We start from the raw sequence: 23,074 nt of genomic DNA on the forward strand, positions 1-23,074 counted from the left end.
ACCCATGGTACAGCCTGCTCAGGCGCTCCGGGATCCTCGCGCGAGGGCCCGGCCGTAGCCGTCGATGACGGGGTCGATCGCCGGCCCGAGATAGTCGACGAGGTCGCCCCTGGACACCCCGGCACCGGCCCAGGCGCCCGCACCGGCCACGACGGCACCCGCCGTCGACGCCGCCGCCGCCCGGATCGTCAGCTCGTCGACGTTCGGGGCGAGCCGGGCCAGGAACACGCGGAGGACCGCCTGCAGACGGAGCAGACGTTCGAGCCCGGATGCCTGCAGCTCCCAGGCGGTGTCCATCAGTTCGGTCTGCGTGAGGGCCCATGGGACGGCGCCGTTCGGCCGTTCGCCGGCGACGGCGAGGAGCGCGGCACGGAGGGTCGGCATCACCTCGGACGATTCGGCGAGCGCCGACGGCACCGCTGCGGCGAGCGCGCGTTCGAGGCCGGCGAGGGACGCGTCCACGTCGATCCAGAGCACGTCGCTCTTGGAGCCGAAGTAGTTGAAGAAGGTGTTGCGGCTGACGCCGGCGCGGCTGGCGATCTGGTCGACGGTGGTGCCGGGGTAGCCCTGTTCGAGGAAGAGTTCTGCCGCGGCCTCCTCGAGGATGCGCTGGGAGGAGCGACGGGGGCGGCCGACGCCGTTGCGAGTTGCTGGTCGTGCCACCTCGGTTCCTTTCGTCCGGTGAGAGCCTAGCCGTCGGCGGTGCACTGGCGCGGATGTGGGTGTTTTCAGCCCCTATGCTGGTTGTGAGACTGCGTCCAATAATTGTTCGGATGTGGTCGCCGGGCCGACAGCACCCGGTCGGATCGCTCAATGGAGTCCCCTGTGCCCGCTTCTCCCTCCTCAGTTCCTGCGCGTCCGGCGCCCGGCTGGCGCCGTCCTGCGCGGGTCGCGGCCGTCGCCGCACCACTGGCGTTGCTGCTCGCGGCGTGCTCCCCCGCGGTGCCGACGGCGTCGAGCACGCCCGTCTCCGGGGGCACGCTGGTGTACGCGAGTGGTGACGCCGAGCCGACCTGCCTCGACCCGCACGTGGGCGGCAACTACCCGCAGGCGCTTCTGAGCGCGCAGTATCTGGAGCCGCTCGTCTCCCGCGACGCGGACGGCACGATCATCCCGTGGTTGGCGACGTCGTGGAAGACGTCCGATGACGGCCTGACGTGGGAGTTCACCCTGCGCGACGACGTGACGTTCACGGACGGCACGCCGTTCGACGCCGCAGCGGTGAAGGCCAACGTCGAGCATCTGCAGGACCCGGAGACGAAGTCGTCGACGGGCTACCTCGCGGTCGGCAAGGTGACCTCCGTCGAGGCTGTCGACGCGACCACCGCCCGGTTCACCCTGTCGACGCCGGACAGCGCACTGCTGGAGTCGATGTCGCAGCCGTGGACGGCCATGGAGTCGCCCGCCGGTCTCGCGCGCGGGGTCGACGCGAACTGCGAGGCACCGATCGGGACCGGGCCGTTCGTCGTCGACGAGTGGGTGAAGCAGGACCACGTCTCGCTCGTGCGGAACGACGCGTACAACTCCGCGCCGAAGGACGCCGCCCACGACGGCCCCGCCTACCTGGACGGCATCACCTGGCGGTTCATCCCCGACTCGGCGTCGAGGTTCGCTGCGCTGCAGAGCGGCGATGTCCAGATCATCGACAACGCGCAGCCGGACACCATCGTGCAAGCCAAAGAGTCGAAGACCATCGTGGACCTCGACGCGCCGCGCCCCGGTGCGTCGAACCGGATCGAGCTGAACGCCGGACAGGCTCCGTTCGACGACCAGCGGGTCCGTGAGGCGTTCGTGCGGTCGACCGATGTGAACGCCGCGATCGAGTCGCTGTTCTTCGGTACGGCGAAGCGCTCCTACTCGCCGCTCTCGAGCGCTGAGGCGACCGCGTACTCCGACGACAGCCTGTTCGGCTACGACCTCGACACTGCGAACGAGCTCCTCGACGCCGCAGGGTGGACGGAGACGGATACCGACGGCGTGCGGATGAAGGACGGCGTGCGTCTGACCGTCCGCTTCCCGGTCAGCACCAACCAGTCCATCCCGGCCGAGCAGTCCCTGTTCGAGCAGATCCAGGCCGGTGCGGGAGAGGCCGGGTTCGACGTCCAGCTCGAACTGCTCGACCTCTCCAGCTGGTACGAGGCCCTGGGCACCAACGCCTACGAGGCGGTCAGCGCCCCGTACACGAAGGTCGGCCCGGACGTCCTCCGGGTCCTCTACGACTCCTCGGGCATCGTGCCCGCCCCCAGTGGGTACTTCGCGAACCACGCCCAGCTGAACGATCCGGCCCTCGACGAGATCCTCACCCAGGCGAGCGACACGCTCGACCCCGAGGAGCGCGCGTTCCTGTATGAGCAGGCGCAGCAGATCATCCTCGACGGGTACTACATCCTCCCCTTGTACGACCAGCAGAACCACTTCCTGTTGAGCACCGACCTCCAGGGCGTCCGCGCGCTGCCGACGGTGTCGACGCCGGTCTTCGCGGACGCCTGGCTCGTGGAGTGACGGCGGTTCGCTCGAGCACGTTCGACGGGCGCCGGTTCCTCGCGAGGGTCGGCGCCCGCCTGCTCGGCGCGGTGTTCGTGCTCTGGGCGGTCGCCACCGTCACCTTCTTCGCGATCCGGCTCATCCCGGGCGATCCGGCGCAGGCGTACCTCGGTGGCCCCGGTTCTCAGGCGTCGCAGGAGGCCCTCGAACGGGTCCGGGTCGAGTTCGGGCTCGACCAACCGTTGCTCATCCAGTACCTGGCACAACTCGGCCGACTGCTGCGGGGGGACCTCGGGGTGTCGGCATCCCAGCGCACGCCGGTGGCGCAGATCCTCGGCGAGCAGCTCTCGAACACGCTCGTCCTCGCCGGCGCGTCGCTTCTCGTGGCCTGGATCCTGGCACTCGCACTCGCTGTGTGGTCGACGAGGGGTGGCCGGGTGTCCGCCGCGATCGGTTCGGGCATCGAACTGCTCGCCGCGTCACTCCCCCAGTTCTGGCTCGCGACGGTGCTCATCTCCCTGTTCAGCACCTCACTCGGCTGGCTGCCTCCGGTGAGCACCGGAGATGCGTCCGGCCTCATCCTGCCGGTGCTCACCCTCGCCATCCCCGTCGCGGGCTTCCTCGCGCAGGTGATGCGCGAGCCGCTGCTGGACGCTCAATCGGCTCCGTTCGCCGTCTCTGCAGCCGCTCGCGGTGAGACCCGGACGGGTCTCCTGCTCCGGCACGGACTCCGGCACGCCTCAGTCCCTGCGGTCAACCTGTCGGGCTGGGCCTTCGGGTACCTCATCAGCGGCGCCGTCGTCGTGGAGACGATCTTCGCTCGGCCAGGCCTGGGACGGACACTGCTGCAGGCCGTCACCGTTCGCGACGTCCCCCTTGTGACAGGTGTCGTGCTCTGCTCAGCAGCCGCGTACGTGGTCGTCATGCTCGGAGCTGATGCCGCGGCCGCCATCCTCGACCCGCGGGACCGACAGCGGCGGGCGAGCGCATGAGCGGGCTCGCGATCACCCCGGACGGCCAGCACACCACGCGGCGTCCCACCCGCGTCGGCCCACTGCTCGGCGGGTGGGGCGTCGCCGAGCTCACGGCAGCGCTCGTCGTCCTCTTCCTCATCGGATGCGCCGTGGCGCCAGGCGTGTTCGCGCCCGGGTCCCCCACCGCCGTCGATCCACGGAACGCCTTCTCGCCGCCGTCGCCGTCGCACTGGTTCGGGACCGACGAGTCTGGACGGGACGTCTGGACCCGGGTCGTCCACGGCACCGCCACGTCACTGCTCATCGGTGTCGCCGCGACCGCGATCGGCCTTGCACTCGGCACGGTGCTCGCCACCGCCGCTGCCGCCGGTGGGCGGTTCGTCGACTTCGCGGTCGGTCGTGTGCTCGAAATCCTCTTCGCCTTCCCCGGGCTGCTGCTCGCCCTCCTCGTGATCGTGATCGCCGGACCCGGCCCGGTGACGGCGACCATCGCGGTCGGACTCTCCACCGCCCCCGGGTACGCCAGGCTCATCCGCGGACAGCTCCTCCAGGTGCGCTCCTCAGACTTCGTCGAGGCGGCCAAGGTCCTCGGCCACCCGCCCCTCCGCATCCTCACCCAGCACATCCTGCCGAACGCCGTCGCACCGCTGTTCGTCCTCGCCACCCTCGGAGTCGGCCAGGCCGTCGTGTGGGCGTCTGCCCTCAGCTACCTCGGCCTCGGCGCCCAACCGCCGGCACCGGAATGGGGCGCGATGCTCGCGGCAGCGCGCACCTACCTCGCCACCGCCTGGTGGCTCACACTGTTCCCCGGCTTGATGATCGTGGCGACGGCGCTGTCCACCACGGTCCTCGGACGCGGGCTGCAACGCCGAGTCCGGGAGGGCGGACGATGAACGACAAACGTCCACTCCTGCGGGTCGAGGGCCTGACGATCGGCTTCGGACGGGACGAGGACGTGGTCCACGACATCTCGTTCGAGGTCCCACGCGGGCGCTGCGTCGCCATCGTGGGCGAGTCGGGATCCGGGAAGAGCGTGACCGCACGCTCCCTGCTCGGGCTCGCCGGACCATCGGCTCGCGTCGCCGCCCGACGGCTCGACTTCGACGGCACCGACCTCCGAGGCCTCGACGGGCGGTCCTGGCGCACCCTCAGGGGCCGCAGGATCGGACTCGTCCTGCAAGACGCACTGGTCTCGCTCGACCCGTTGCGCACGATCGGACGAGAGATCGACGACGCCCTGCGTCTCGGCACCTCGCTCGATGGCGCAGCCCGGGCGGCGCGCGTGCTCGAGCTCCTCGAGCAGGTCGGCATGCCCGAACCCGAGACACGTGTCGGCCAACGCTCCGGTGAACTGTCCGGCGGGCTCCGTCAGCGCGCCCTCATCGCCTCTGCCATCGCACTCGACCCGGATCTCCTCATCGCCGACGAGCCGACGACCGCGCTCGACGTGACCGTCCAGGCGAGGATCATCGACCTCCTCAGACAGGTGACGGCCCGCGGTTCCGCACTCCTGTTGATCAGCCACGACCTCGCCGTCGTGTCCGCCGTCGCCGACCACGTCGTGGTGCTCCGCGATGGCGCGGTCGTCGAACAGGGGCCGACCGAGCGGGTGCTCCGGTCGCCGCAGCACCCGTACACCCGAGCGCTCCTCGATGCGGTGCCGACAGATCGGCCGCGCGGGAGCCGTTTGAGTCCGTCATCGCCGACGGTCACCGAGCGGCCGAGAGAACCGACCGCTGATCCGGAGCTGCGGCCGACTCCCGTGCTGGAGTTCAAGAACGTCGTCCGGACATTCACGACGCGTCGCGACGTCGAGCCGCTCGTGGCGGTCGACGACGTGTCACTCACGCTGGACCGTGGGACCACGCTCGGGGTGGTCGGTGAATCGGGGTCGGGGAAGACCACGCTCGCCCGGATCGCCCTCGGACTCACCGCACCGGAATCGGGATCGGTGCTGTTCGAAGGCGCGCCGTGGTCCGGGATTCCTGAACGGGAGCGCCGTGCTCGCCGGTCGCGTCTCGCCTGGGTGTCGCAGGATCCGCTCAGCTCCTTCGATCCTCGGTGGCGGGTGGGGCGGATCATCTCCGATGCCGTCCCCGGCGGTTCGGTTCGCACCCCTCGGGTGTTGGAACTGCTGGCGGACGTCGGTCTGGCCGCGTCCATCGCCAACCGTCGCGCTCGGCAGTTGTCGGGCGGGCAGCGGCAGCGTGTCGCGATCGCCCGGGCCCTGGCGGGCCGGCCGTCCACGCTCATCCTGGATGAACCCGTCTCCGCACTCGACGTGACCGTTCAGGCGCGCATCCTCGACCTCCTCGACGACCTGCAGGAACGGCTCGGCCTGAGCTACCTGCTCATCTCCCACGACCTCGGGGTGATTCGCCACATGAGCGACGAGGTCGCGGTCATCCAGGCCGGGCGCATCGTCGAGCACGGCCCGGCGGAGCAGGTGTTCACAGCCCCAGCGGATCCCTATACGCGGAGGCTTGCCGCCGATGCACCGCGGTTGCGCCTCGGCCCGTCGGGTTCAGGGACTCCCGGCTCCTGAACCGGTGGCCGACAGGCCGTCGAGCAGTTCCCCCACCGTCCCGGCGAGCGTCGCGGCGTAGACCCAGCTGAGGTGGTGGCTGTCGCGGTAGGCGAGGACAGAGCCGACGACCGGTGAGCACTCGTCGTCGGTGCAGAGCGCGTCGGTGAGGTCGAGCGGGGCCACGCGTGGATCGGTGCTTGCGAGCGCAGCATCGAACTGCGGATCGTCGACGAGGGCGTCCGCACGATCGCGGGCGCACGCGCGCTCGGGATCCGGTTCGTCACGGACGCAGGCGAGGACGTCATCGGCCATGGTCGGAGTGTCGCGCAGGACGACGATGTGCTGGATGGTGGCGGGTACTTCGCCCCAGCGCGCCAGGTAAGCGGCCGCAGCGGTCTCCTGCCACGACTCACCTGGAGCAGCGACGACGGGGTTCCTGGCGCGGGCGGACACGACGACCGTGTCGATGCTCGGATCGTCGCGGAGCATCGCCAACGCGTCCTCGTTCCAGCTCGCGCAGCCGACACGCATCTGGGCGAGCACTTCAGCACTCAAGGCGGCCTCAGTGCGCTCGGCGCCGCTGAACGGACAGGAGCTCTTCGCCGCCACGAGCAATCGTCAACCGCCCGACTCAGCGGCATCGGCGAACGCCGGCAACCACTGTTCCGCGTGGGAGTCGCCGATCAGCGCGACGGTCCTCGTCGCCGTGTCGGCGGCGGCTCCGTACGCGCAGACCGCGAACGCGTCGGCTCGGATGTCGGTGATGCAGCGGTCCGGTGGCGTGTCGGCGAGCGATGCGTCCGGCACTGTCGCCGACGTCGCCGTGCCGGGTCCAAGCTCCCCCGGTGCAGCCGCGTCGTCACACCGCGCTTCGTCGAGCAGCTCCGCGGCACCGAAGCAGTCGGGAGGTGCCGCGACGAGCCGCTCGAGGCGCGACTGCTCCGCGACGATCCGCGCCTGGGACTGCGGGAGGGCGACCGCGGACACGGCGAGCAGGACTGCCATGGCGGCGGCTGTCAGCCCCAGAACCCTGGCGGGGCTCCACCTGGACGGGACACCGAAACGGATCGGCTGCTCCACCCACCGTGTGGTCGCCTCGGCGAGGAGGAGCGTGAACACCATGAGCACGATCTGCTCCAGGATCGACGCCGACCGCCCGAGGGCGAAGCCCGCGAGGATGATCACCGGCCAATGCCAGAGATAGACCGCGTAGGAGCGGTCGCCGAGCCACTGGACGGGCCGGACGGCGAGCAGTGCGGTCGGCGACGACCGCGTGGCCGGGGCGGCTGCCCACACCACCGCGAGCGCACCGGCCACAGGCAGCAGCGCGGTCATGCTGGGGAACGGCGTCGCGCCGGAGTACCCGAATGCGGCGAGTCCCACGGCCACGAGACCGGCCCAGGCGACCGCGATGCGAATGCCCTGCCGATCGGCGGACCACCGGGCGGTCCCCGCGACCAGCACGGCGACGAGCCCGCCGGCCGCGAACTCCCACGCTCTCGTGGTCGTCACGAAGTAGGCCGGCGACGGGTCCTCCGCAGTGAAGACGACCGACCAGGTGAGCGAGGCGGCGAAGACCGCGAGGAGCACGACGAGTGCGCTGCGCCTGAGGCGCGTCGATGACCGGCCGGCGTGCCCCTCCCGGCGACCGGTGACCCGCGCCGCGAACCAGGCTGCCGCGAGGAGCAGCACCGGCCACACGAGGTAGAACTGCTCCTCCACCGAGAGCGACCAATAGTGCTGCACCGGCGACGGAGACGATTCCGCGGCGAGGTAGTCGACGGCCGATCCCGCCAACGCCCAGTTCTCGATGTAGAGCGCAGACCACATCGTCTCCCGGATGAACCGTGGGAGGTCGCCGATCGGCGCGACCAGCACACTCGCGGCGAGCACGACGAGCAGGACGGTGAGCGCCGCCGGCAGGAGCCGCCGCGCCCGACGTGCCCAGAAGCGGCCGAGCCGGACGGTCCCGGTGTGCTCCAGTTCACGCAGCAGATGTGCGGTGATGAGGAAGCCCGAGATCGCGAAGAACACGTCGACGCCGACGTAGCCACCGGGGACGAGCCCGGGCCGCAGATGGAACAGCACGACGAGCGCGACCGCGACGGCGCGGAGGCCCTGGATGTCGGCGCGGATCACACCGGACGCGGCTGGGGTCGACACGGTCCGATGCTACCGGCGCACCGCTCGGGGCGCTGGTCCGGCCGACACGGGGCGCCCTGCTGTACCATGGAACGTTCCCACACACTCAGGCACGCAGACACGGTGCCGCACATATCAGCAGGAGATCCTTCATGACCGCTGCCAGCATCCCGGAGAAACCGGCCCTTGAAGGTCTCGAGCAGAAGTGGGGCTCCTCCTGGGAAGCCGCAGGAACCTACCGGTTCCAACGCGAGGGCGCGACGCGTGAGTGCATCTACTCGATCGACACCCCGCCGCCCACCGCGTCAGGCTCACTGCACATCGGCCATGTGTTCAGCTACACCCACACCGATGTCATCGCGCGCTACCAGCGCATGACCGGCAAGCGCGTCTTCTACCCGATGGGCTGGGACGACAACGGTCTCCCCACCGAGCGACGCGTTCAGAACTACTACGGCGTGCGCTGCGATCCGACGCTCCCCTACGACGCCGACTTCACGCCGCCGTTCGAAGGTGGCGACAACAAGAGCACCAAGGCCACCGATCAGGTCCCCATCTCCCGCCGCAACTTCATCGAGCTGTGCGAGCGACTCACCGTCGAAGACGAGCAGCAGTTCGAGGCCGTATGGCGTGCACTCGGCCTCTCGGTCGACTGGACCCAGAGCTACCGCACGATCGGCGACGAGTCCATCACCGCGAGCCAGCTCGCCTTCCTCCGCAACCTCGACCGCGGAGAGGCCTACCAGGCGATGGCACCGACGCTGTGGGACGTCACGTTCCGCACCGCGGTCGCGCAGGCGGAACTCGAGGACAAGGAACAGCCAGGCACCTACCGCCGGCTCGCCTTCCACCGTCCGGACGGCGGCACGATCGAGATCGAGACGACCCGCCCGGAACTCCTCCCCGCGTGTGTCGCGCTGGTCGCGCACCCCGACGACGAACGCTTCAAGCCGCTGTTCGGCACCACCGTCACGACCCCGGTGTTCGGAGTCGAGGTCCCGGTGCTCGCGCATCACCTCGCGCAGCCCGACAAGGGCGCAGGCATCGCCATGGTCTGCACCTTCGGCGACATCACCGACATCGTGTGGTGGCGCGAACTCGACCTCCCGAACCGCGCGATCCTCGGTTTCGACGGCCGCGTCATCTCCGAAGCACCTGAGGCCATCACCTCGGAGGCCGGCCTCGAGGCGTACGCGCAGCTCGCGGGCAAGACGGTCTTCAGCGCCAAGCAGACGGTCGTCGACCTCCTCGCAGCGTCCGGCGACCTCATCGGCGAACCGAAGAACATCACCCACCCGGTGAAGTTCTTCGAGAAGGGCGACAAGCCGCTCGAGATCGTCTCCACCCGCCAGTGGTACATCCGCAACGGTGCCCGCGACGAGCAGCTCCGCAGCCGCCTGCTCGAACTCGGCTCGGAGCTGGAGTGGCACCCCGAGTTCATGCGCGTCCGCTACGAGAACTGGGTCGGTGGCCTCTCCGGCGACTGGCTCATCTCCCGCCAGCGCTTCTTCGGCGTGCCGATCCCGCTCTGGTACCCGCTCGATGGCGATGGCAACCCGGTCTACGACCAGCCCATCTCCCCCGACCACGCGTCGCTCCCGGTCGACCCCTCGAGCGATGCAGCCCCCGGCTACGACGAGTCGCAGCGCGGCGTCCCCGGTGGGTTCATGGGCGAGGTCGACGTCATGGACACCTGGGCGACGTCGAGCCTGACCCCGCAGCTCGCAGGCGGCTGGCAGCAGGACCCCGAGCTCTGGGACCTCGTGTTCCCCTACTCGCTCCGCCCCCAGGGCCAGGACATCATCCGCACCTGGCTGTTCTCCACGATGCTCCGCAGCGTGCTGGAGTACGACGAGAAGCCCTGGGAGCACGCGGCACTCTCCGGCTTCATCGTCGACCCCGATCGCAAGAAGATGTCCAAATCGAAGGGCAACGTCGTCACCCCCGCCGCCATGCTCGAGCAGCACGGCTCCGATGCGGTCCGATACTGGGCGGCCTCCAGCCGCCTCGGCACCGACGCGGCGTTCGACCCGCAGAACCCGACCCAGATCAAGATCGGTCGCCGTCTGGCCATCAAGGTCCTCAACGCGTCGAAGTTCATCCTCGGCTTCGCCGGCAGCGAAGACGCCCCGGTCACCGAGGCGGTCGACCTCGCCATGCTGAGCGTGCTGCGGAAGACCGTCACCGATGCGTCGATCGCCCTGGCCGGTTACGATCATGCCCGCGCGCTCGAACTCACGGAGGCGTTCTTCTGGACCTTCTGCGACGACTACCTCGAACTCGTGAAGGAGCGCGCCTACGGCGAGCCGAGCCCCGAGCAGGCATCGGCCGTCGCAGCACTCCGGATCGCCCTCTCGACGCTCCTGCGCCTGTTCGCCCCGTTCATCCCGTTCGCGGCGGAGGAGGCATGGTCCTGGTCGCACACCGGCTCCGTGCACCAGGCGAGCTGGCCGACCGACGACGAGTACGCAGGCCTCACCGCCGGCGACGGGAAGGTGCTGCAGCTCGCGAGCGAGGCTCTGACGGGCATCCGACGGGCGAAGACCGACGCCAAGGCATCGCAGAAGACCCCCGTGCTCTCAGCCGTCATCGCCGGACCGGCCGAAGCGGTCGAGATCCTCTCCCGTGTCGCTGACGACCTCCGTGCCGTCGGCCGCATCGAGTCGCTCAGCTTCACGTCGGCCGAGCACCTCTCGGTCGGCGACATCGTCTTCGCCCCGGCGGAGACCCCCGAGGAGGCACGCGCATGACCGTCACGATCCGCCCGGCCGTCGACAGCGACCTCTTCGCCTGGCACGCCCTGTACTCCGGTTACGGCGAGTTCTACGGCAACCCGTTGGGCGATCAGAAAGCCGTCCTCGTCTGGGGCTGGTTGAGCGACCCCAGCCATCCCTTGAACGCGCTCGTGGCAGAAGACGCATCCGGCGCCCTCGTGGGGATCGCCCACTACCGGGAGTTCCCTCGTGCCCTCGCCGGCGGAACCGGCCTCTACCTCGACGACCTCTTCGTCAGCGAGGACGCCCGCGCCGCGGGAGTCGGCACGGCGCTCATCGAACGTCTGCGCGAACTCGCCGTCGAGGGCGGCCACGGCGTCGTCCGATGGATCACGGCTGCCGACAACGAACGCGCCCAGGCCGTCTACGACAAGCTCGCCACACGGACGAGCTGGGTCACTTACGACTTGGAGCCGTGATGCAGCTCGGCACGCGTTGGCTGGTCGGCGATGAGGCGCCTGCGACCCTCCCGGACACCGTTCGTGAGGCGATCACCGCCGAGGAGCAAGAACTCCGCGAGCAGGGCGTCGACGCGGCGACCTGGCGATGGACGCTGACCTGGCTGGAGCGTCGTGCCGTCGTGGAGCTCGACGACGGCACGACGATCAAGCAACTCGCCGACGGCTCAGCTCGGCTGTCACGCCCGGAACCCGACCAAGAGGACTGACCTCGGGCGCTCGTGGATAGGGTGGAGTATGGCAGCTCACACGAATCCCTTCCTGCAGACGAGCACACTCCCCTACCAGCTCCCACCCTTCGCGGAGATCCGGGACGAGCACTACCGTCCCGCCTTCGAAGCCGGCTTCGCCGAACAACTGGCCGAACTGGAGTCGATCACTGCTCAGAGCGACGCCCCGACGTTCGAGAACACCTTCCTCCCCCTGGAGCGGAGCGGTGCGATCCTGGGCCGCGTGGCTGCCGTGTTCTTCAACCGCAGCTCGGCTGACAGCTCACCGTTCACGAACGAGCTCGAAGAGGAGCTCGCCCCGTTGCTCGCCGCGCATGAGGACGCGATCCGGCTCGACCCGGCACTGTATGCACGTCTCTCCGCCGTCCACGATCAGCTCGACGATCTGGGTTTGGACGCCGAGTCACGGTACCTCGTCGAGCGGGTCCACACGGAGCACACGCTCGCGGGCGCGGGGCTCGACGCTGAGCAGAAGGAGCGGCTCTCCGCTCTCAACCTCAGGCTCTCCAGCCTCACCACCCGGTTCGAGAAGCAACTGCTCGCCGACACGAACGAGCTCGCGGTCCACCTCACCGAGGCCGCAGAGCTCGACGGGCTGAGCGCTGGCGAGATCTCCGCAGCGGCGCAGGCGGCAACAGACCGCGGGCTCAGCGGCTGGCTCATCACGCTCGTCCTCCCCACCGGACATCCGGCGCTCTCCTCGCTCCGTGACCGTTCGGTCCGTGAGCGCATCATGACGGCCTCGCGCGAGCGCGGCTCGCGCGGCGGGCCGAACGACAACCGGGACGTTGTCCTCGAGATCACCCGCCTCCGCGCTGAGCGGGCAGCCCTTCTGGGCTTCCGGTCTCACGCGGCAGCCGTGACCGCCGATCAGACGGCCGGCACCCCTGAAGCAGTCGCCGACCTCCTCACAAGACTCGCTGCGCCTGCGGCTCGCAACGCGCACCGCGAACAGCGCGCGCTCGAAGAGGTCACCGGCGCGGCTGAGATCGCCGCCTGGGACTGGCCGTTCGCCACCGAGCAGGTGCGCCTCGCCCGCTTCGACGTCGACACCGCAGCGATGCGGCCGTACTTCGAGGCCGATCGCGTGCTGTGGGACGGCGTGTTCACCGCTGCGACGAAGCTCTACGGCATCACGTTCACCGAACGCGACGACCTCGTGGGCTACCATCCGGACGTCCGCGTGTTCGAGGTGCGCAACGAGGACGGCTCGGGCCTCGGTCTGTACCTCCTCGACCTGTACACGCGGGACAGCAAACGCGGCGGCGCCTGGATGAACGCACTCATCTCGCAGAACCGTCTCCTCGACCAACCGACGGTCGTCGTCAACAACCTCAACGTCCCGCGGCCGGCGAAGGGCGAACCAACGCTGTTGAGTTTCGACGAGGTGAACACGTTCTTCCACGAGTTCGGACACGCCCTGCACGGGCTCTTCGCTGAGGTCGAGTACCCACGTTTCGCGGGCACGAACGTGTTCCGTGACTTCGTCGAGTTCCCGAGTCAGGTCAACGAGATGTGGATGCTGTGGCCAGAGGTGCTCGCCGGCTACGCCAAGCACCACGAGACCGGTGAGCCCATGCCGGAGGAGCTCGTCGCGAAGCTCCAGGCTTCCGAGGGGTTCAACGAGGGGTTCTCGACGAGCGAGTACCTGGCGGCGGCACTCCTGGACCAGGCCTGGCACTCCATCGGCACCGCTGACCGGATCGACGACGTGGAGGCGTTCGAAGCAGCGGCGCTGGGTGCCGCGGGCCTCGACAATCCGGCGGTACCGCCCCGGTATTCGAGCACCTACTTCGCCCACACCTTCTCGGGCGGGTACGACGCCGGGTACTACTCCTACATCTGGAGCGAGGTCCTCGACGCCGACACGGTCGACTGGTTCACCGAGAACGGTGGTCTCACCCGTGCGAACGGCGACCGGTTCCGGTCACGCCTCCTCGGCGTCGGTGGCGCGAAGGACCCGCTCGAGGCCTACCGCGACTTCCGCGGTCGGGACGCCGTCATCGAGCCGCTGTTGCGTCGTCGGGGCCTCGAGGGCTGAGCCTGCTGGCCTCCGCGTCGAGGTGGGCGCGCACGGCGAAGGCGACGACCTGCTCCGGGGTCGCTCCAGCGCGGATGGCCGTCTGCTCGACCCGGGCGGCGAGGTCGACGGGAAGCTGGATCCAGCTCCCGCCGTCCTCCTCGACCGCTCCGCCCGCGGGCTCGTCACGCAGGAAAACGCTGAGCACCGGCACCACGATCGTCCCGAGCGCATCGAGGATCACCGCGACGCCGAAGCCCCGCCAGTAGTCGTCGGCGACCGCGCCGGGAATCTCGCCGTTCGTCAGGATCGGCAGGGACAGGAGGATTGCGACGATCGCGATGAAGACGATCGTCGCGAGCAGTCCCGCTTGGATGACGAGATGGCGGCGGTGCGCCAACAGGAGGAGCAGGTTCGCCTGCGCCAGGCTCAGCGCCCAGATACCAGAGATGGCGAACCAGCGCAGGACGTCTCCGAACCCGCCACCCGACCAGTCATGCCAAATGACGATCACCCCGAGCACGAGCGCCACCAGGGCCACACAGACGCCGATCACCGCGACAAAGCGCAGCGCTCTGCCGGCGAGCGCGAGGTCGCACAGCGCGGTGATGCTGAACCCTGCGACCAGCAACGCCGTCAGCAGGATCCTGCCCTGCACCTCACCGAAGTCGCCCGTGAACAGGACGACGATGCCGAGCAGCGCCGTCAGCGACAACGACACGATGATCGTGATCACCGCAGCACGCCGGAACCCTCTCACGAGCACTGATCGCGGGTCGGTCGCGGTAGCCGTGGACCCGGTTGTCGCCGTCGTCATCGTCGGCTCTCACGCACGGTGGAGCCGCTAGGCGGACTTGTCGTGGCGACGCGCCGCGCGGGGCACGATCGTCGGAGCAGCGTTCTCGACCACGGATTCACGGGTGATCACCACACGGGCGACCTCCTCGGTGGACGGCACCTCGAACATGATCGGCCCGAGCACCTCCTCCATGATCGCGCGGAGCCCGCGGGCGCCCGTCTTCCGCAGGACGGCGAGATCGGCGATCGATTCCAGCGCAGCCTGGTCGAACTCGAGCTCGACGCCGTCGAGCTCGAACATCCGCTGGTACTGCTTGACGAGAGCGTTCTTCGGCACCGTCAGGATCTCCATGAGGGCGTGCTGGTCGAGCGGCGTGACCGTCGTGACGACCGGCAGACGGCCGATGAACTCCGGGATGAGACCGAACTTGTGCAGGTCTTCCGGGAGGACCTCGCCGAACAGGTTGACGTCGTCGCCCTTGCTGTGAAGCGGAGCACCGAACCCGATGCCCTTCTTCCCCGCCCGCGACGAGATGATCTCCTCGAGCCCCGCGAACGCTCCAGCGACGATGAACAACACGTTCGTCGTGTCGATCTGGATGAACTCCTGATGCGGGTGCTTCCGGCCGCCCTGCGGCGGAACCGACGCGACCGTACCCTCGAGGATCTTCAGCAACGCCTGCTGCACGCCCTCACCCGAGACGTCGCGCGTGATCGACGGGTTCTCGGCCTTGCGGGCGATCTTGTCGACCTCGTCGATGTAGATGATGCCCGTCTCGGCTCGCTTGACGTCGTAGTCGGCGGCCTGGATGAGCTTCAGGAGGATGTTCTCGACGTCTTCACCGACGTAGCCGGCCTCCGTGAGAGCCGTGGCGTCGGCCACCGCGAACGGGACGTTCAACCGCTTCGCGAGCGTCTGGGCGAGGTAGGTCTTGCCGCACCCCGTGGGACCGATCAGCAGGATGTTGCTCTTCGCGATCTCGATGTCGTCGTGCACCGTCTCAGCCGGAGCGAGGGTGGCACGCGCACGGACACGCTTGTAGTGGTTGTAGACGGCGACGGACAACGCCTTCTTGGCGCCCTCCTGGCCGATGACGTACTCCTCGAGGAAGGCGAAGATCTCCTTCGGCTTGGGGAGGTCGAACTCGCTGACCGTCTCCTCGCTGGCCTCAGCGAGGCGCTCCGCGATGATCTCGTTGCACAACTCGACGCATTCGTCGCAGATGTACACTCCGGGGCCCGCGATCAGCTGCTGCACCTGCTTCTGGCTCTTGCCGCAGAAGGAGCACTTCAGCAGATCGGCGCTCTCGCCTATCCGTGCCATGTCTTCTCTCCCTCTCCCTGGAGAATCGGTGTTCCGAGCCTAGCCTGTCCCTGCGACAACGCGACGCGCCACCCCGTCGGGGTGACGCGCCGCGTCGATCGCATGATCCGCCGGGTCAGGCCGTGATGGCCGCGACCGGGTTCTTCCGTGAGGTGAGCACCTGGTCGATGAGTCCGTACTCGAGCGCCTCGGCAGCCGACAGGATCTTGTCGCGGTCGATGTCCTTGTTGACCTGCTCCACCGTGCGGTTGGAGTGGTGGGCCAGAGTCGACTCGAGCCACCCACGCATGCGGAGGATCTCAGCGGCCTGGATCTCGATGTCGGAAGCCTGGCCGTGGCCAGCCTCACCGACTGCAGGCTGGTGGATGAGGATGCGCGCGTTGGGCAGCGCGAGGCGCTTGCCCGGCGTGCCAGCAGCCGTCAGGACCGCGGCCGCCGATGCGGCCTGGCCGAGCACGACCGTCATGACGTGGGGACGGATGTACTGCATCGTGTCGTAGATCGCCGTCATCGCGGTGAATGAGCCGCCGGGCGAGTTGATGTACATCACGATGTCGCGGTCGGGGTCCATGCTCTCGAGCACGAGCAGCTGGGCCATGATGTCGTCGGCCGAGGCGTCGTCGACCTGCACACCGAGGAAGATGATGCGGTCCTCGAAGAGCTTCGCGTACGGGTCCTGGCGCTTGTAGCCGTAGGCCGTGCGCTCTTCGAAGCTCGGGAGGATGTATCGCGCACCCGGCATCTGCAGCGAGCGGCCGGCCGCACTGAACGTTGGAGTCTCCATGTGTTGCATTCCTGTCTGTCGAAGCCGGGTTACTTGTCGCTGTCGACGGTTCCGCCGCCGCCGGCCACGTCGAGCGCGGACTCGCGCAGGTGGTCGACGAAGCCGTACTCGAGGGCTTCCTCGGCATTGAACCAGCGGTCGCGGTCGCCGTCGGCGTTGATCTGCTCGACGGTCTTGCCCGTCTGCGCCGCGGTGATCTCGGCGAGGCGCTTCTTCATGTCGAGGATGAGCTGCGCCTGCGTCTGGATGTCGCTCGAGGTGCCGCCGAAACCACCGTGAGGCTGGTGGAGCAGCACGCGGGCGTTGGGCGTGATGTACCGCTTGCCCTTCGTCCCGGCGGTGAGGAGGAGCTGGCCCATCGAGGCCGCCATCCCGATACCGACGGTGACGATGTCGTTCGGAACGAACTGCATGGTGTCGTAGATGGCCATACCCGCGGTGATCGAACCGCCGGGCGAGTTGATGTAGAGGTAGATGTCGCGCTTCGGGTCGTCCGCGGCGAGCAGCAGCAGCTTGGCCGCGATCTCGTTCGCGTTCTCGTCGCGGACCTCGGACCCCAGCCAGATGATCCGGTCCTTCAGCAGGCGGTCAAAGACGCTGGGCGAGAACTGTGGTTCGGCCATTATCGCTCCGTTTCGGTTGTGCAGTGGTTCGAATCTATCGGAGCGCGCGCACGACCAATGCCCTGTTCGCCCTCGGCAGACTTGCAGCGGACCGGGTTCGCCCGAGGCGGACGCTCAGCCGACCGGTCGAGTCATCCCGCGCTGCCGGCTTCGAGCTCGTCCGCGTAGGCGCGGACCGAGCGGTGGTAGCGAGGGAGGTGCGGCACGAGTGCGCGCAGGGCGACCGCGACCGCACGATCCGGCTGCCCTGCTGTGGCGAGTGCCAAGGAGAGGAACGCGGCTGTCGCGGACGCGTATCCACCGTCGGGGTCGTCCGCCAACTGCGTGTCCAACAGTGCGATGCTCTCCTCGGTACGACCGAGGTTGCGCAAGGTGCTGGCGAGCTGGATGACTGCCTGCGGGCGGTGTTCGTCGTCGAGACCCGCCTCGAGGGCGAGCCGGTACAGGACCTCGGCTTCGGCTTCGAGCCCCGCCGAGTCACGGGCGCCGGCAGCTTCGAACGCTGCTCGGGCATTCCCCTCGGGTCGCTCGGCTGCGAGTGCATCGATCGCCGCGATCACCTGCTGTTCATCGAGGCCCTCGTCGGCCCAGACCGCGGCAACCCGCTGCTCCCACATGTGGTGCGAATGCGTATCCATGATCACTCCTCTTCGTCGCCTGGGTACGACAAAAGGGGCGGAATCGCTTCCGCCCCTCCCGTCGATACTGGAACTACTCGGCGTCGGTCGCCGCTGCCTTCTCGGCGGGCGCCTTCTTGGCCGGAGCCTTCTTGGCAGGAGCCTTCTTGGCCGGAGCCTTCTTCTTGGGCTCCTCAGCCGGGGCTTCCTCGGCGGCAGCCTCGGCGGGCGCCTCAGCAGCGTCCTCCGCAGCCTCGTCCTCGTCCTCGACGACAGCGACGAAGTCGCTCAGGTCGACCGCCTTGCCCTTGGAGTCGACGACCTCGGCCTTGCCGAGAGCGATCGCGATGGCCTTGTTGCGAGCGACCTCGCCGACCATGGCGGGGATCTGACCCTGCTGGCCGAGCGCCTCGATGAACTCGCCCGGCTCCATGCCGTACTGCGACGCGCTCTGGATCAGGTACTCGGTGAGCTCGTTCTGGTTGACCTGAACGTTGAGCGATTCGGCGAGTGCGTCGAGGAGGAGCTGCGTGCGCAGCGACTTCTCGCTGGACTCGGTGACCTCCGCGCGGTGCTCGTCGTCCTCGAGGCGGTTCTCACCCTCGAGGTGACGGTGCACCTCGTCCTCGATGACGCTCGCGGGCACGGGGATGTCGGCCTGCTCGAGCAGTGCGTCGACGAGCGCCGTGCGCGCCTCGCGGCCCTGGGTGATGACCTGCTGGCGCTCGACGACCTCGCGCAGCTGCGCCTTGAACTCGTCGATGGTGTCGAACTCGCTCGCGATCTGCGCGAAGTCGTCGTCGGCCTCGGGAAGCTCGCGCTCCTTGACGGCGGTCAGCGTGACGGTGACCTCAGCGTCCTCGCCCTCGTGCTCGCCACCGAGCAGCGGCGAGGTGAAGGTGGTGGTCTCACCGGCGGTGAGGGAGTCGAGTGCCTCGTCGATGCCGGCGAGCAGTTCGCCCGAGCCGATCTCGTAGGAGACGCCGCTCGCGCGGTCGACCTCGGCACCGGCGATGGTGGCGATGAGGTCGAGCTGCGCGAAGTCGCCGGTCTTGGCCGGGCGGTCGACGGTCACGAGCGTGCCGAAGCGCGCACGGATGCGGTCGAGCTCGTCCTGGATGTCCGACTCAGCGGCTTCCTGGGCGTCGACGGTGAGCTTCAGGCCCTCGTACTTCGGGAGCGTGATCTCGGGCCGGACGTCGACCTCGATGTTGACGAGGAGGTCGCCGGAGAAGTCCTTCTCGTTCGGCCACTCGACGATGTCGGCCTGCGGGCGACCGAGCGGACGGAGCTCGTTCTCCTCGAGTGCCTTGCGGAAGAATCCGTCGAGGCCCTCGTTGACGGCGTGCTCGATGACAGCGCCCTTGCCGACGCGCTGGTCGATGATCGCCGGCGGAACCTTGCCCTTGCGGAAACCGGGGACGTTGATGTCCTCGGCGATGTGTCCGTACGCGTGGGTGATGCTGGGCTTGAGCTCCTCAGGCGTCACCGCGATGGCGAGCTTGACGCGAGTGGGGCTCAGCTTCTCGACCGTGGTTTTCACGTGCTTACTTCTCCTGTGTTGGGGATTCTGCCTCAGTTGAGGACGCAAAACGGAGTCGGGGCGACAGGATTCGAACCTGCGACCTCCCGGTCCCAAACCGGGCGCTCTACCAAGCTGAGCTACGCCCCGGATCGGCGACAATCCGGCCGGCCTGCCCCACCGAAGCACGGCGGGCGAAATGGCCTCGGTCAGTCTAGCCCAGAAACTGCGCGCGACCTGTGCGGAAAGCCGGGCGACACACGCCCGCCCGCAGCACGTGCACGAGCAGGCGTCCGTCATGCAGTAGCATTGCCAGGTGAGTTCGCCGCATCGTGGCGTCTCGGGGATGTAGCTCAATGGTAGAGCCTCAGTCTTCCAAACTGATTACGCGGGTTCGATTCCCGTCATCCCCTCTGTGTTTATGAGAACCAGGCAGCGCCGCGAGGGTTTCTGAGAACCAGGCAGCGCGGCGAGGGTTTCTGAGAACCAGGCAGCGCCGCGAGAGCGGGTGCGGAGGTTCCGATCCCCGCTCGCTCGTCGTAACGGCTTGCGAACCAGGCAGCGCCGCGAGAGTGAGCAGGCCAGCCTCCGGTTCGGCACGACGGCTGGAGAATATCTCCGGCGCCGGATGGTTTCGGGCGGAATGTCCGTTTCTCGGTCGAATCTCCTCTTGTGGGACAGTTTCTCCGGAGCGCCTAGGCTGAGCGCATGCGACTCGACGGGATCTGGCCCCACGTGTGGACAGTCGCGGGCGCGATCGTCTTCGTCCTCGGCGTGTTCGCGTTCACGACCGGACGCCTCGGCGTCGGCCTCATCTGCATGATCGGCTGCGTCGTCTGCCTCTCGGGCTCACTCGCCGCTCAGCGCCGTCTCAAAAAAAGGCGCCCACGCAGCCGCTAGTCGACGTCGACCGCTTCGGCGTGCACGCCTGACAAGCGGACGTAGTGCTCCGCGTTGTGCCGGATCGCGATCTGCTCCCCCGGGGTGAGCTCACGCCGTACCTTCGCCGGCACCCCCGCGACGAGCGACCCGGGCGGCACGACCGTCCCCTCGAGCACCACTGCTCCCCCGGCGACCAGCGAACCCGCCCCGATGACGGCACCGCTCAACACCACGGACCCCATGCCGATCAGGCAGTCGTCCTCCACCGTGCACCCGTGGACGACAGCATTGTGACCCACCGACACGTTGCGGCCGATCACCGTCGGATGACCACGGTCGGTGTGCACGGCGACACCGTCCTGGATGTTGCTCCCGGCACCGAGCGTGATCGTGTCGGAATCGCCACGCAGGACCGCGTTGTACCAGACGCTCGATCCGGGCTCGAGCACGACAGCCCCGACCACGACCGATCCAGGCGCCGTGTAAGCCGTCGCATCGATGCGCGGGACGAGCCCGGCTGGGAGCTTCCTGACAATACCGTGAGTGGTCATACCCTTCACGGTAGCGCAGCTGCCCCGCACGGGCGCAGTGCCGCGGAATTCCGGGACGATGTCGGGCATGGTCAGGCTTTCCTCCGTCAGGTAACCCTTCGTAAGGCTCGCCTTGACTTCCTTGCGGAATGCCGGTGGCTGAGTACCGTTATACCCAAGCAGACAGGCGAACCCACCCGACCAGGGTTCCACTCGCCGAACGAAGGGGAACAACCATGACCGACACCACCACCTCCATCCCGCAGGCCGTCGCCAACCCGGACGTCGCGGCAGGTACCGCACAGTTCCTGAGCCCCGTCGTCGTCGACCTCACCGCCATTGTCGTGAACGGCAAGCAGGCGCACTGGCACGTCCGCGGCGCCAACTTCATCGGCGTCCACGAGCTCCTCGACGACATCGTGGCGCACGCTCAGGAGTGGGCGGACCTCGCCGCAGAGCGCATCGTCGCTCTCGGCCTTCCCGTTGACGCGCGCCTCAGCACCGTCGCCGCCAAGACCACCACGCCCGAACTGAGCGAGGGCTTCCAGCAGTCCGACCGCACCATCGCCGAGGTCATCGCCCTCATCGACGCCGCTTCGGCCTCGGTCAAGACGGCCGTCGACGAGCTCGACGAGCTCGACCAGACCAGCCAGGACATCGCGATCGAGATCGCCCGCGGCCTCGACAAGGACCGCTGGTTCCTGTTCGCGCACCTCAGCAAGTAGCACCTCGCCGGGTCACCGGCCAGCATCACCACCCGAAGGGGCCGCCTCGAGCGGCCCCTTCGTCGTGTGCGGTGCGTTCCGCCTGGGCACCGCCTCGGTTGCGACCGGCGTCAGTCTGCTGGTGCGTCCTCGGCCAGTGCCGTGACACGACCGTCGAGGATCGTCGCCAGGACCGGCATGGTCCGGAGGAGAGCGGGGTCGCAGGAGAAGGGATCATGCGGAATCACGATGAGGTCGGCGACGCGACCGACGGCGACGACATCGTCATCCCCGCGGGTCGAGGCGGCGAGCGCCTCTTCGACGGTGATGCGCTGTTCCGCGTGCCACGCTTCTCGACCATCCCTGGCGCGGGTCACTGCGGCAGCGATGGAGATCCACGGGTCGAGGGGCGCGACGGGCGCGTCGGAGCCCAGCCGGAGCGCCGCCCCGGCGTCGAGCAGGCTGCGGAGGACGAACGCCCGATCGGTGCGTCCGATCCAGTGGACCTCGGCGACGTCGCGGTCGTCCATCGCGTGCTCCGGCTGGACGCTCGCGGCGGTGCCGGTCCACGCGAAACGTTCGAGATCGGACGGTCGGAGCAGCTGGGCGTGCTCGATCGTTCCCTGGGCTCCGGTCGCCTCGATGGCGTCGAGTGCCAGGGCGTTCGCGCGGTCGCCGATGGCGTGGACCGCGCAGTGCAGCCCGTTCGCGGTCGCGAGCGTGAGGAGCGCGGTGAGGCGTTCCGGTTGCACGTTGAGCATCCCGCGACCGCCGATGCCACTCTCCGCCGGGTAGGGGTCGTCGCAGCACGCAGTCCGGGTGTTCAGGGAACCGTCGGTGATGACTTTGAAGGGGCCGACCTCGACGAGGCCATCGGTCCCGGCCAGCGTCGCGCCGCTCACGAGACCGGCGTCGATCGCCCGCTCGAGGTGCTCCGTGTAGATCCCGAAGGCCACGCGGAGGCTACGGGAACCGTGCCCGACGCGTCGAAGCCAGTCGGCCGCGTTCCACCGCATCTCGAGGTCGACGACGCCGACCACTCCCCGAGCGGCGGCTCGCTCGGCAGCGGTGGCCACCCAGCGGTCGGACACCTCATCGCTCACCGAGTCGAGCTGCTTGAGCACGCTGAACGAGTCGTCCTCCCGCAGCAGGCCGGTCGGGTGTCCGGCGAAGCCCATGGCGATGAGCGCCGCAGAGTTCAGCCAGCAGCAGTGCAGATCGGCGCTCACGAGCACGATCTCCCGCTCCGGTGCGATCGCATCGAGCAGTTCGAGCGACGGGGCGTCCGGCCACAGGCCGTCCCGGAACAGCGCGCCCTCGATACGGCCGGTGTCGTCGGCGTCCTCCCTGACGCGACGGGCGACGAGCGCCGCCGCATCGACCGCCGAGGACGCGGACGACAGGTCGATCCGACGTGCGGTGCGCGCCCACTGCGTGAAGTGGACGTGATGGTCCCAGAGTCCGGGCAGCAGATACCCGCCGCTCCCATCGAGGACGAGGTCGGTCGCCGCCCTCGTCGAGCCAGCCGGGGTGATCGCGGAGATACGCCCGTCCTGCACGGTGACGTCCACAGGGTCGAGGTCGGACCGACCGCCACGGCGTGGGCCGGACAGCCGCACGTTGGCGATGGTCGTCACAGTGTCACCGACGGTGATGCGCTGGTGGGGGCTCATGTGATCGC

At 68.7% G+C, this 23,074-nt stretch carries 21 protein-coding genes and 2 tRNA genes; 11 read left to right on the forward strand and 12 right to left on the reverse strand.

Annotated elements, in window-relative coordinates; all coding sequences use genetic code 11:
• Positions 1 to 18: 18 nt before the first annotated feature.
• Entirely contained in the window at positions 19 to 663 is a 645-nt protein-coding gene (locus tag KXS11_RS06605) for a TetR/AcrR family transcriptional regulator (protein ID WP_437384754.1), read from the reverse strand.
• A gap of 150 nt (positions 664 to 813) precedes the next feature.
• Between KXS11_RS06605 and KXS11_RS06610 the strand changes: the two genes are divergently transcribed.
• From KXS11_RS06610 to KXS11_RS06625, 4 genes are read left to right on the forward strand one after another with little or no spacing between them, the layout of a single operon-like run.
• The gene (locus tag KXS11_RS06610; RefSeq protein WP_437384755.1) at positions 814 to 2,502 is read left to right on the forward strand and encodes an ABC transporter substrate-binding protein; all 1,689 of its coding nucleotides are present in this window, start codon (positions 814 to 816) and stop codon (positions 2,500 to 2,502) included.
• Positions 2,499 to 3,476 carry an ABC transporter permease gene (locus KXS11_RS06615; RefSeq protein ID WP_437384756.1) on the forward strand — a complete coding sequence of 326 codons (978 nt, stop codon included), beginning with the start codon at positions 2,499 to 2,501 and terminating at the stop codon, positions 3,474 to 3,476. The genes KXS11_RS06610 and KXS11_RS06615 overlap by 4 nt, the downstream gene beginning before the upstream one ends.
• Complete coding sequence (locus KXS11_RS06620) at positions 3,473 to 4,351, forward strand: ABC transporter permease (RefSeq protein ID WP_437384757.1); 879 nt, start codon at positions 3,473 to 3,475, stop codon at positions 4,349 to 4,351. Before KXS11_RS06615 ends, KXS11_RS06620 begins: the two co-directional genes overlap by 4 nt.
• A complete protein-coding gene (locus KXS11_RS06625) occupies positions 4,348 to 6,003 on the forward strand; it encodes a dipeptide ABC transporter ATP-binding protein (RefSeq protein WP_437384758.1) in 1,656 nt (551 codons plus the stop codon). Before KXS11_RS06620 ends, KXS11_RS06625 begins: the two co-directional genes overlap by 4 nt.
• Here the strand turns inward: KXS11_RS06625 and KXS11_RS06630 are convergent.
• Together KXS11_RS06630 and KXS11_RS06635 are read right to left on the reverse strand one after the other, a co-directional pair.
• Positions 5,983 to 6,594 (reverse strand): SGNH hydrolase domain-containing protein, encoded by a 612-nt coding sequence (locus KXS11_RS06630; protein WP_437384759.1) that lies wholly within the window; start codon positions 6,592 to 6,594, stop codon positions 5,983 to 5,985. The genes KXS11_RS06625 and KXS11_RS06630 overlap by 21 nt on opposite strands.
• A gap of 9 nt (positions 6,595 to 6,603) precedes the next feature.
• Positions 6,604 to 8,148 carry an acyltransferase family protein gene (locus KXS11_RS06635; protein ID WP_437384760.1) on the reverse strand — a complete coding sequence of 515 codons (1,545 nt, stop codon included), beginning with the start codon at positions 8,146 to 8,148 and terminating at the stop codon, positions 6,604 to 6,606.
• 131 nt (positions 8,149 to 8,279) lie between these two features.
• On the opposite strand from KXS11_RS06635, the gene valS reads away from it, so the two are divergent.
• From valS to KXS11_RS06655, 4 genes are read left to right on the forward strand one after another with little or no spacing between them, the layout of a single operon-like run.
• The gene (valS, locus tag KXS11_RS06640) at positions 8,280 to 10,877 is read left to right on the forward strand and encodes a valine--tRNA ligase (RefSeq protein ID WP_437384761.1); all 2,598 of its coding nucleotides are present in this window, start codon (positions 8,280 to 8,282) and stop codon (positions 10,875 to 10,877) included.
• Positions 10,874 to 11,320: an N-acetyltransferase family protein gene (locus KXS11_RS06645; RefSeq protein WP_437384762.1), complete on the forward strand. Its 447-nt coding sequence runs from the start codon at positions 10,874 to 10,876 to the stop codon at positions 11,318 to 11,320. The genes valS and KXS11_RS06645 overlap by 4 nt, the downstream gene beginning before the upstream one ends.
• Positions 11,320 to 11,568: a hypothetical protein gene (locus tag KXS11_RS06650; protein WP_437384763.1), complete on the forward strand. Its 249-nt coding sequence runs from the start codon at positions 11,320 to 11,322 to the stop codon at positions 11,566 to 11,568. The genes KXS11_RS06645 and KXS11_RS06650 overlap by 1 nt, the downstream gene beginning before the upstream one ends.
• Positions 11,569 to 11,596: 28 nt before the next feature.
• Positions 11,597 to 13,630, forward strand: a complete 2,034-nt coding sequence (locus KXS11_RS06655) for a M3 family metallopeptidase (RefSeq protein WP_437384764.1) — start codon at positions 11,597 to 11,599, stop codon at positions 13,628 to 13,630.
• Here the strand turns inward: KXS11_RS06655 and KXS11_RS06660 are convergent.
• The 7 genes from KXS11_RS06660 to KXS11_RS06690 form a co-directional block, all read right to left on the reverse strand.
• On the reverse strand, positions 13,590 to 14,426 hold the full coding sequence (locus KXS11_RS06660; RefSeq protein WP_437384765.1) for a hypothetical protein: 837 nt from the start codon (positions 14,424 to 14,426) through the stop codon (positions 13,590 to 13,592). The two genes, KXS11_RS06655 and KXS11_RS06660, sit on opposite strands and share 41 nt — an antisense overlap.
• 27 nt (positions 14,427 to 14,453) lie before the next feature.
• Positions 14,454 to 15,731 carry an ATP-dependent Clp protease ATP-binding subunit ClpX gene (gene clpX, locus KXS11_RS06665; RefSeq protein WP_437384766.1) on the reverse strand — a complete coding sequence of 426 codons (1,278 nt, stop codon included), beginning with the start codon at positions 15,729 to 15,731 and terminating at the stop codon, positions 14,454 to 14,456.
• A 115-nt stretch (positions 15,732 to 15,846) separates the two neighbouring features.
• A complete protein-coding gene (locus KXS11_RS06670) occupies positions 15,847 to 16,515 on the reverse strand; it encodes an ATP-dependent Clp protease proteolytic subunit (protein ID WP_437384767.1) in 669 nt (222 codons plus the stop codon).
• A gap of 29 nt (positions 16,516 to 16,544) precedes the next feature.
• A complete protein-coding gene (locus KXS11_RS06675; RefSeq protein ID WP_437384768.1) occupies positions 16,545 to 17,138 on the reverse strand; it encodes an ATP-dependent Clp protease proteolytic subunit in 594 nt (197 codons plus the stop codon).
• A gap of 131 nt (positions 17,139 to 17,269) precedes the next feature.
• Positions 17,270 to 17,776 (reverse strand): tetratricopeptide repeat protein, encoded by a 507-nt coding sequence (locus KXS11_RS06680; protein WP_437384769.1) that lies wholly within the window; start codon positions 17,774 to 17,776, stop codon positions 17,270 to 17,272.
• Positions 17,777 to 17,849: 73 nt separating this feature from the next.
• Positions 17,850 to 19,298 (reverse strand): trigger factor, encoded by a 1,449-nt coding sequence (tig, locus tag KXS11_RS06685; RefSeq protein ID WP_437384770.1) that lies wholly within the window; start codon positions 19,296 to 19,298, stop codon positions 17,850 to 17,852.
• A gap of 55 nt (positions 19,299 to 19,353) precedes the next feature.
• Positions 19,354 to 19,427 (reverse strand) — tRNA-Pro (locus KXS11_RS06690).
• Positions 19,428 to 19,619: 192 nt separating this feature from the next.
• Between KXS11_RS06690 and KXS11_RS06695 the strand changes: the two genes are divergently transcribed.
• Positions 19,620 to 19,690 (forward strand) — tRNA-Gly (locus tag KXS11_RS06695).
• A 295-nt stretch (positions 19,691 to 19,985) separates the two neighbouring features.
• Entirely contained in the window at positions 19,986 to 20,177 is a 192-nt protein-coding gene (locus KXS11_RS06700; protein ID WP_437384771.1) for a hypothetical protein, read from the forward strand.
• Here KXS11_RS06700 and KXS11_RS06705 read toward each other — a convergent pair.
• Positions 20,174 to 20,710, reverse strand: coding sequence for a gamma carbonic anhydrase family protein (locus KXS11_RS06705; RefSeq protein WP_437384772.1), 537 nt, complete (start codon positions 20,708 to 20,710; stop codon positions 20,174 to 20,176). The two genes, KXS11_RS06700 and KXS11_RS06705, sit on opposite strands and share 4 nt — an antisense overlap.
• Positions 20,711 to 20,925: 215 nt before the next feature.
• On the opposite strand from KXS11_RS06705, the gene KXS11_RS06710 reads away from it, so the two are divergent.
• Positions 20,926 to 21,414, forward strand: a complete 489-nt coding sequence (locus KXS11_RS06710) for a Dps family protein (RefSeq protein ID WP_437384773.1) — start codon at positions 20,926 to 20,928, stop codon at positions 21,412 to 21,414.
• 110 nt (positions 21,415 to 21,524) lie between these two features.
• Here the strand turns inward: KXS11_RS06710 and KXS11_RS06715 are convergent, their stop codons facing one another.
• The gene (locus KXS11_RS06715; RefSeq protein WP_437384774.1) at positions 21,525 to 23,066 is read right to left on the reverse strand and encodes an amidohydrolase; all 1,542 of its coding nucleotides are present in this window, start codon (positions 23,064 to 23,066) and stop codon (positions 21,525 to 21,527) included.
• Positions 23,067 to 23,074: the final 8 nt, after the last annotated feature.

The sequence above is a fragment of the Plantibacter flavus genome, assembly GCF_051487245.1.
In the GTDB taxonomy this organism is placed as follows: domain Bacteria; phylum Actinomycetota; class Actinomycetes; order Actinomycetales; family Microbacteriaceae; genus Plantibacter; species Plantibacter flavus_B.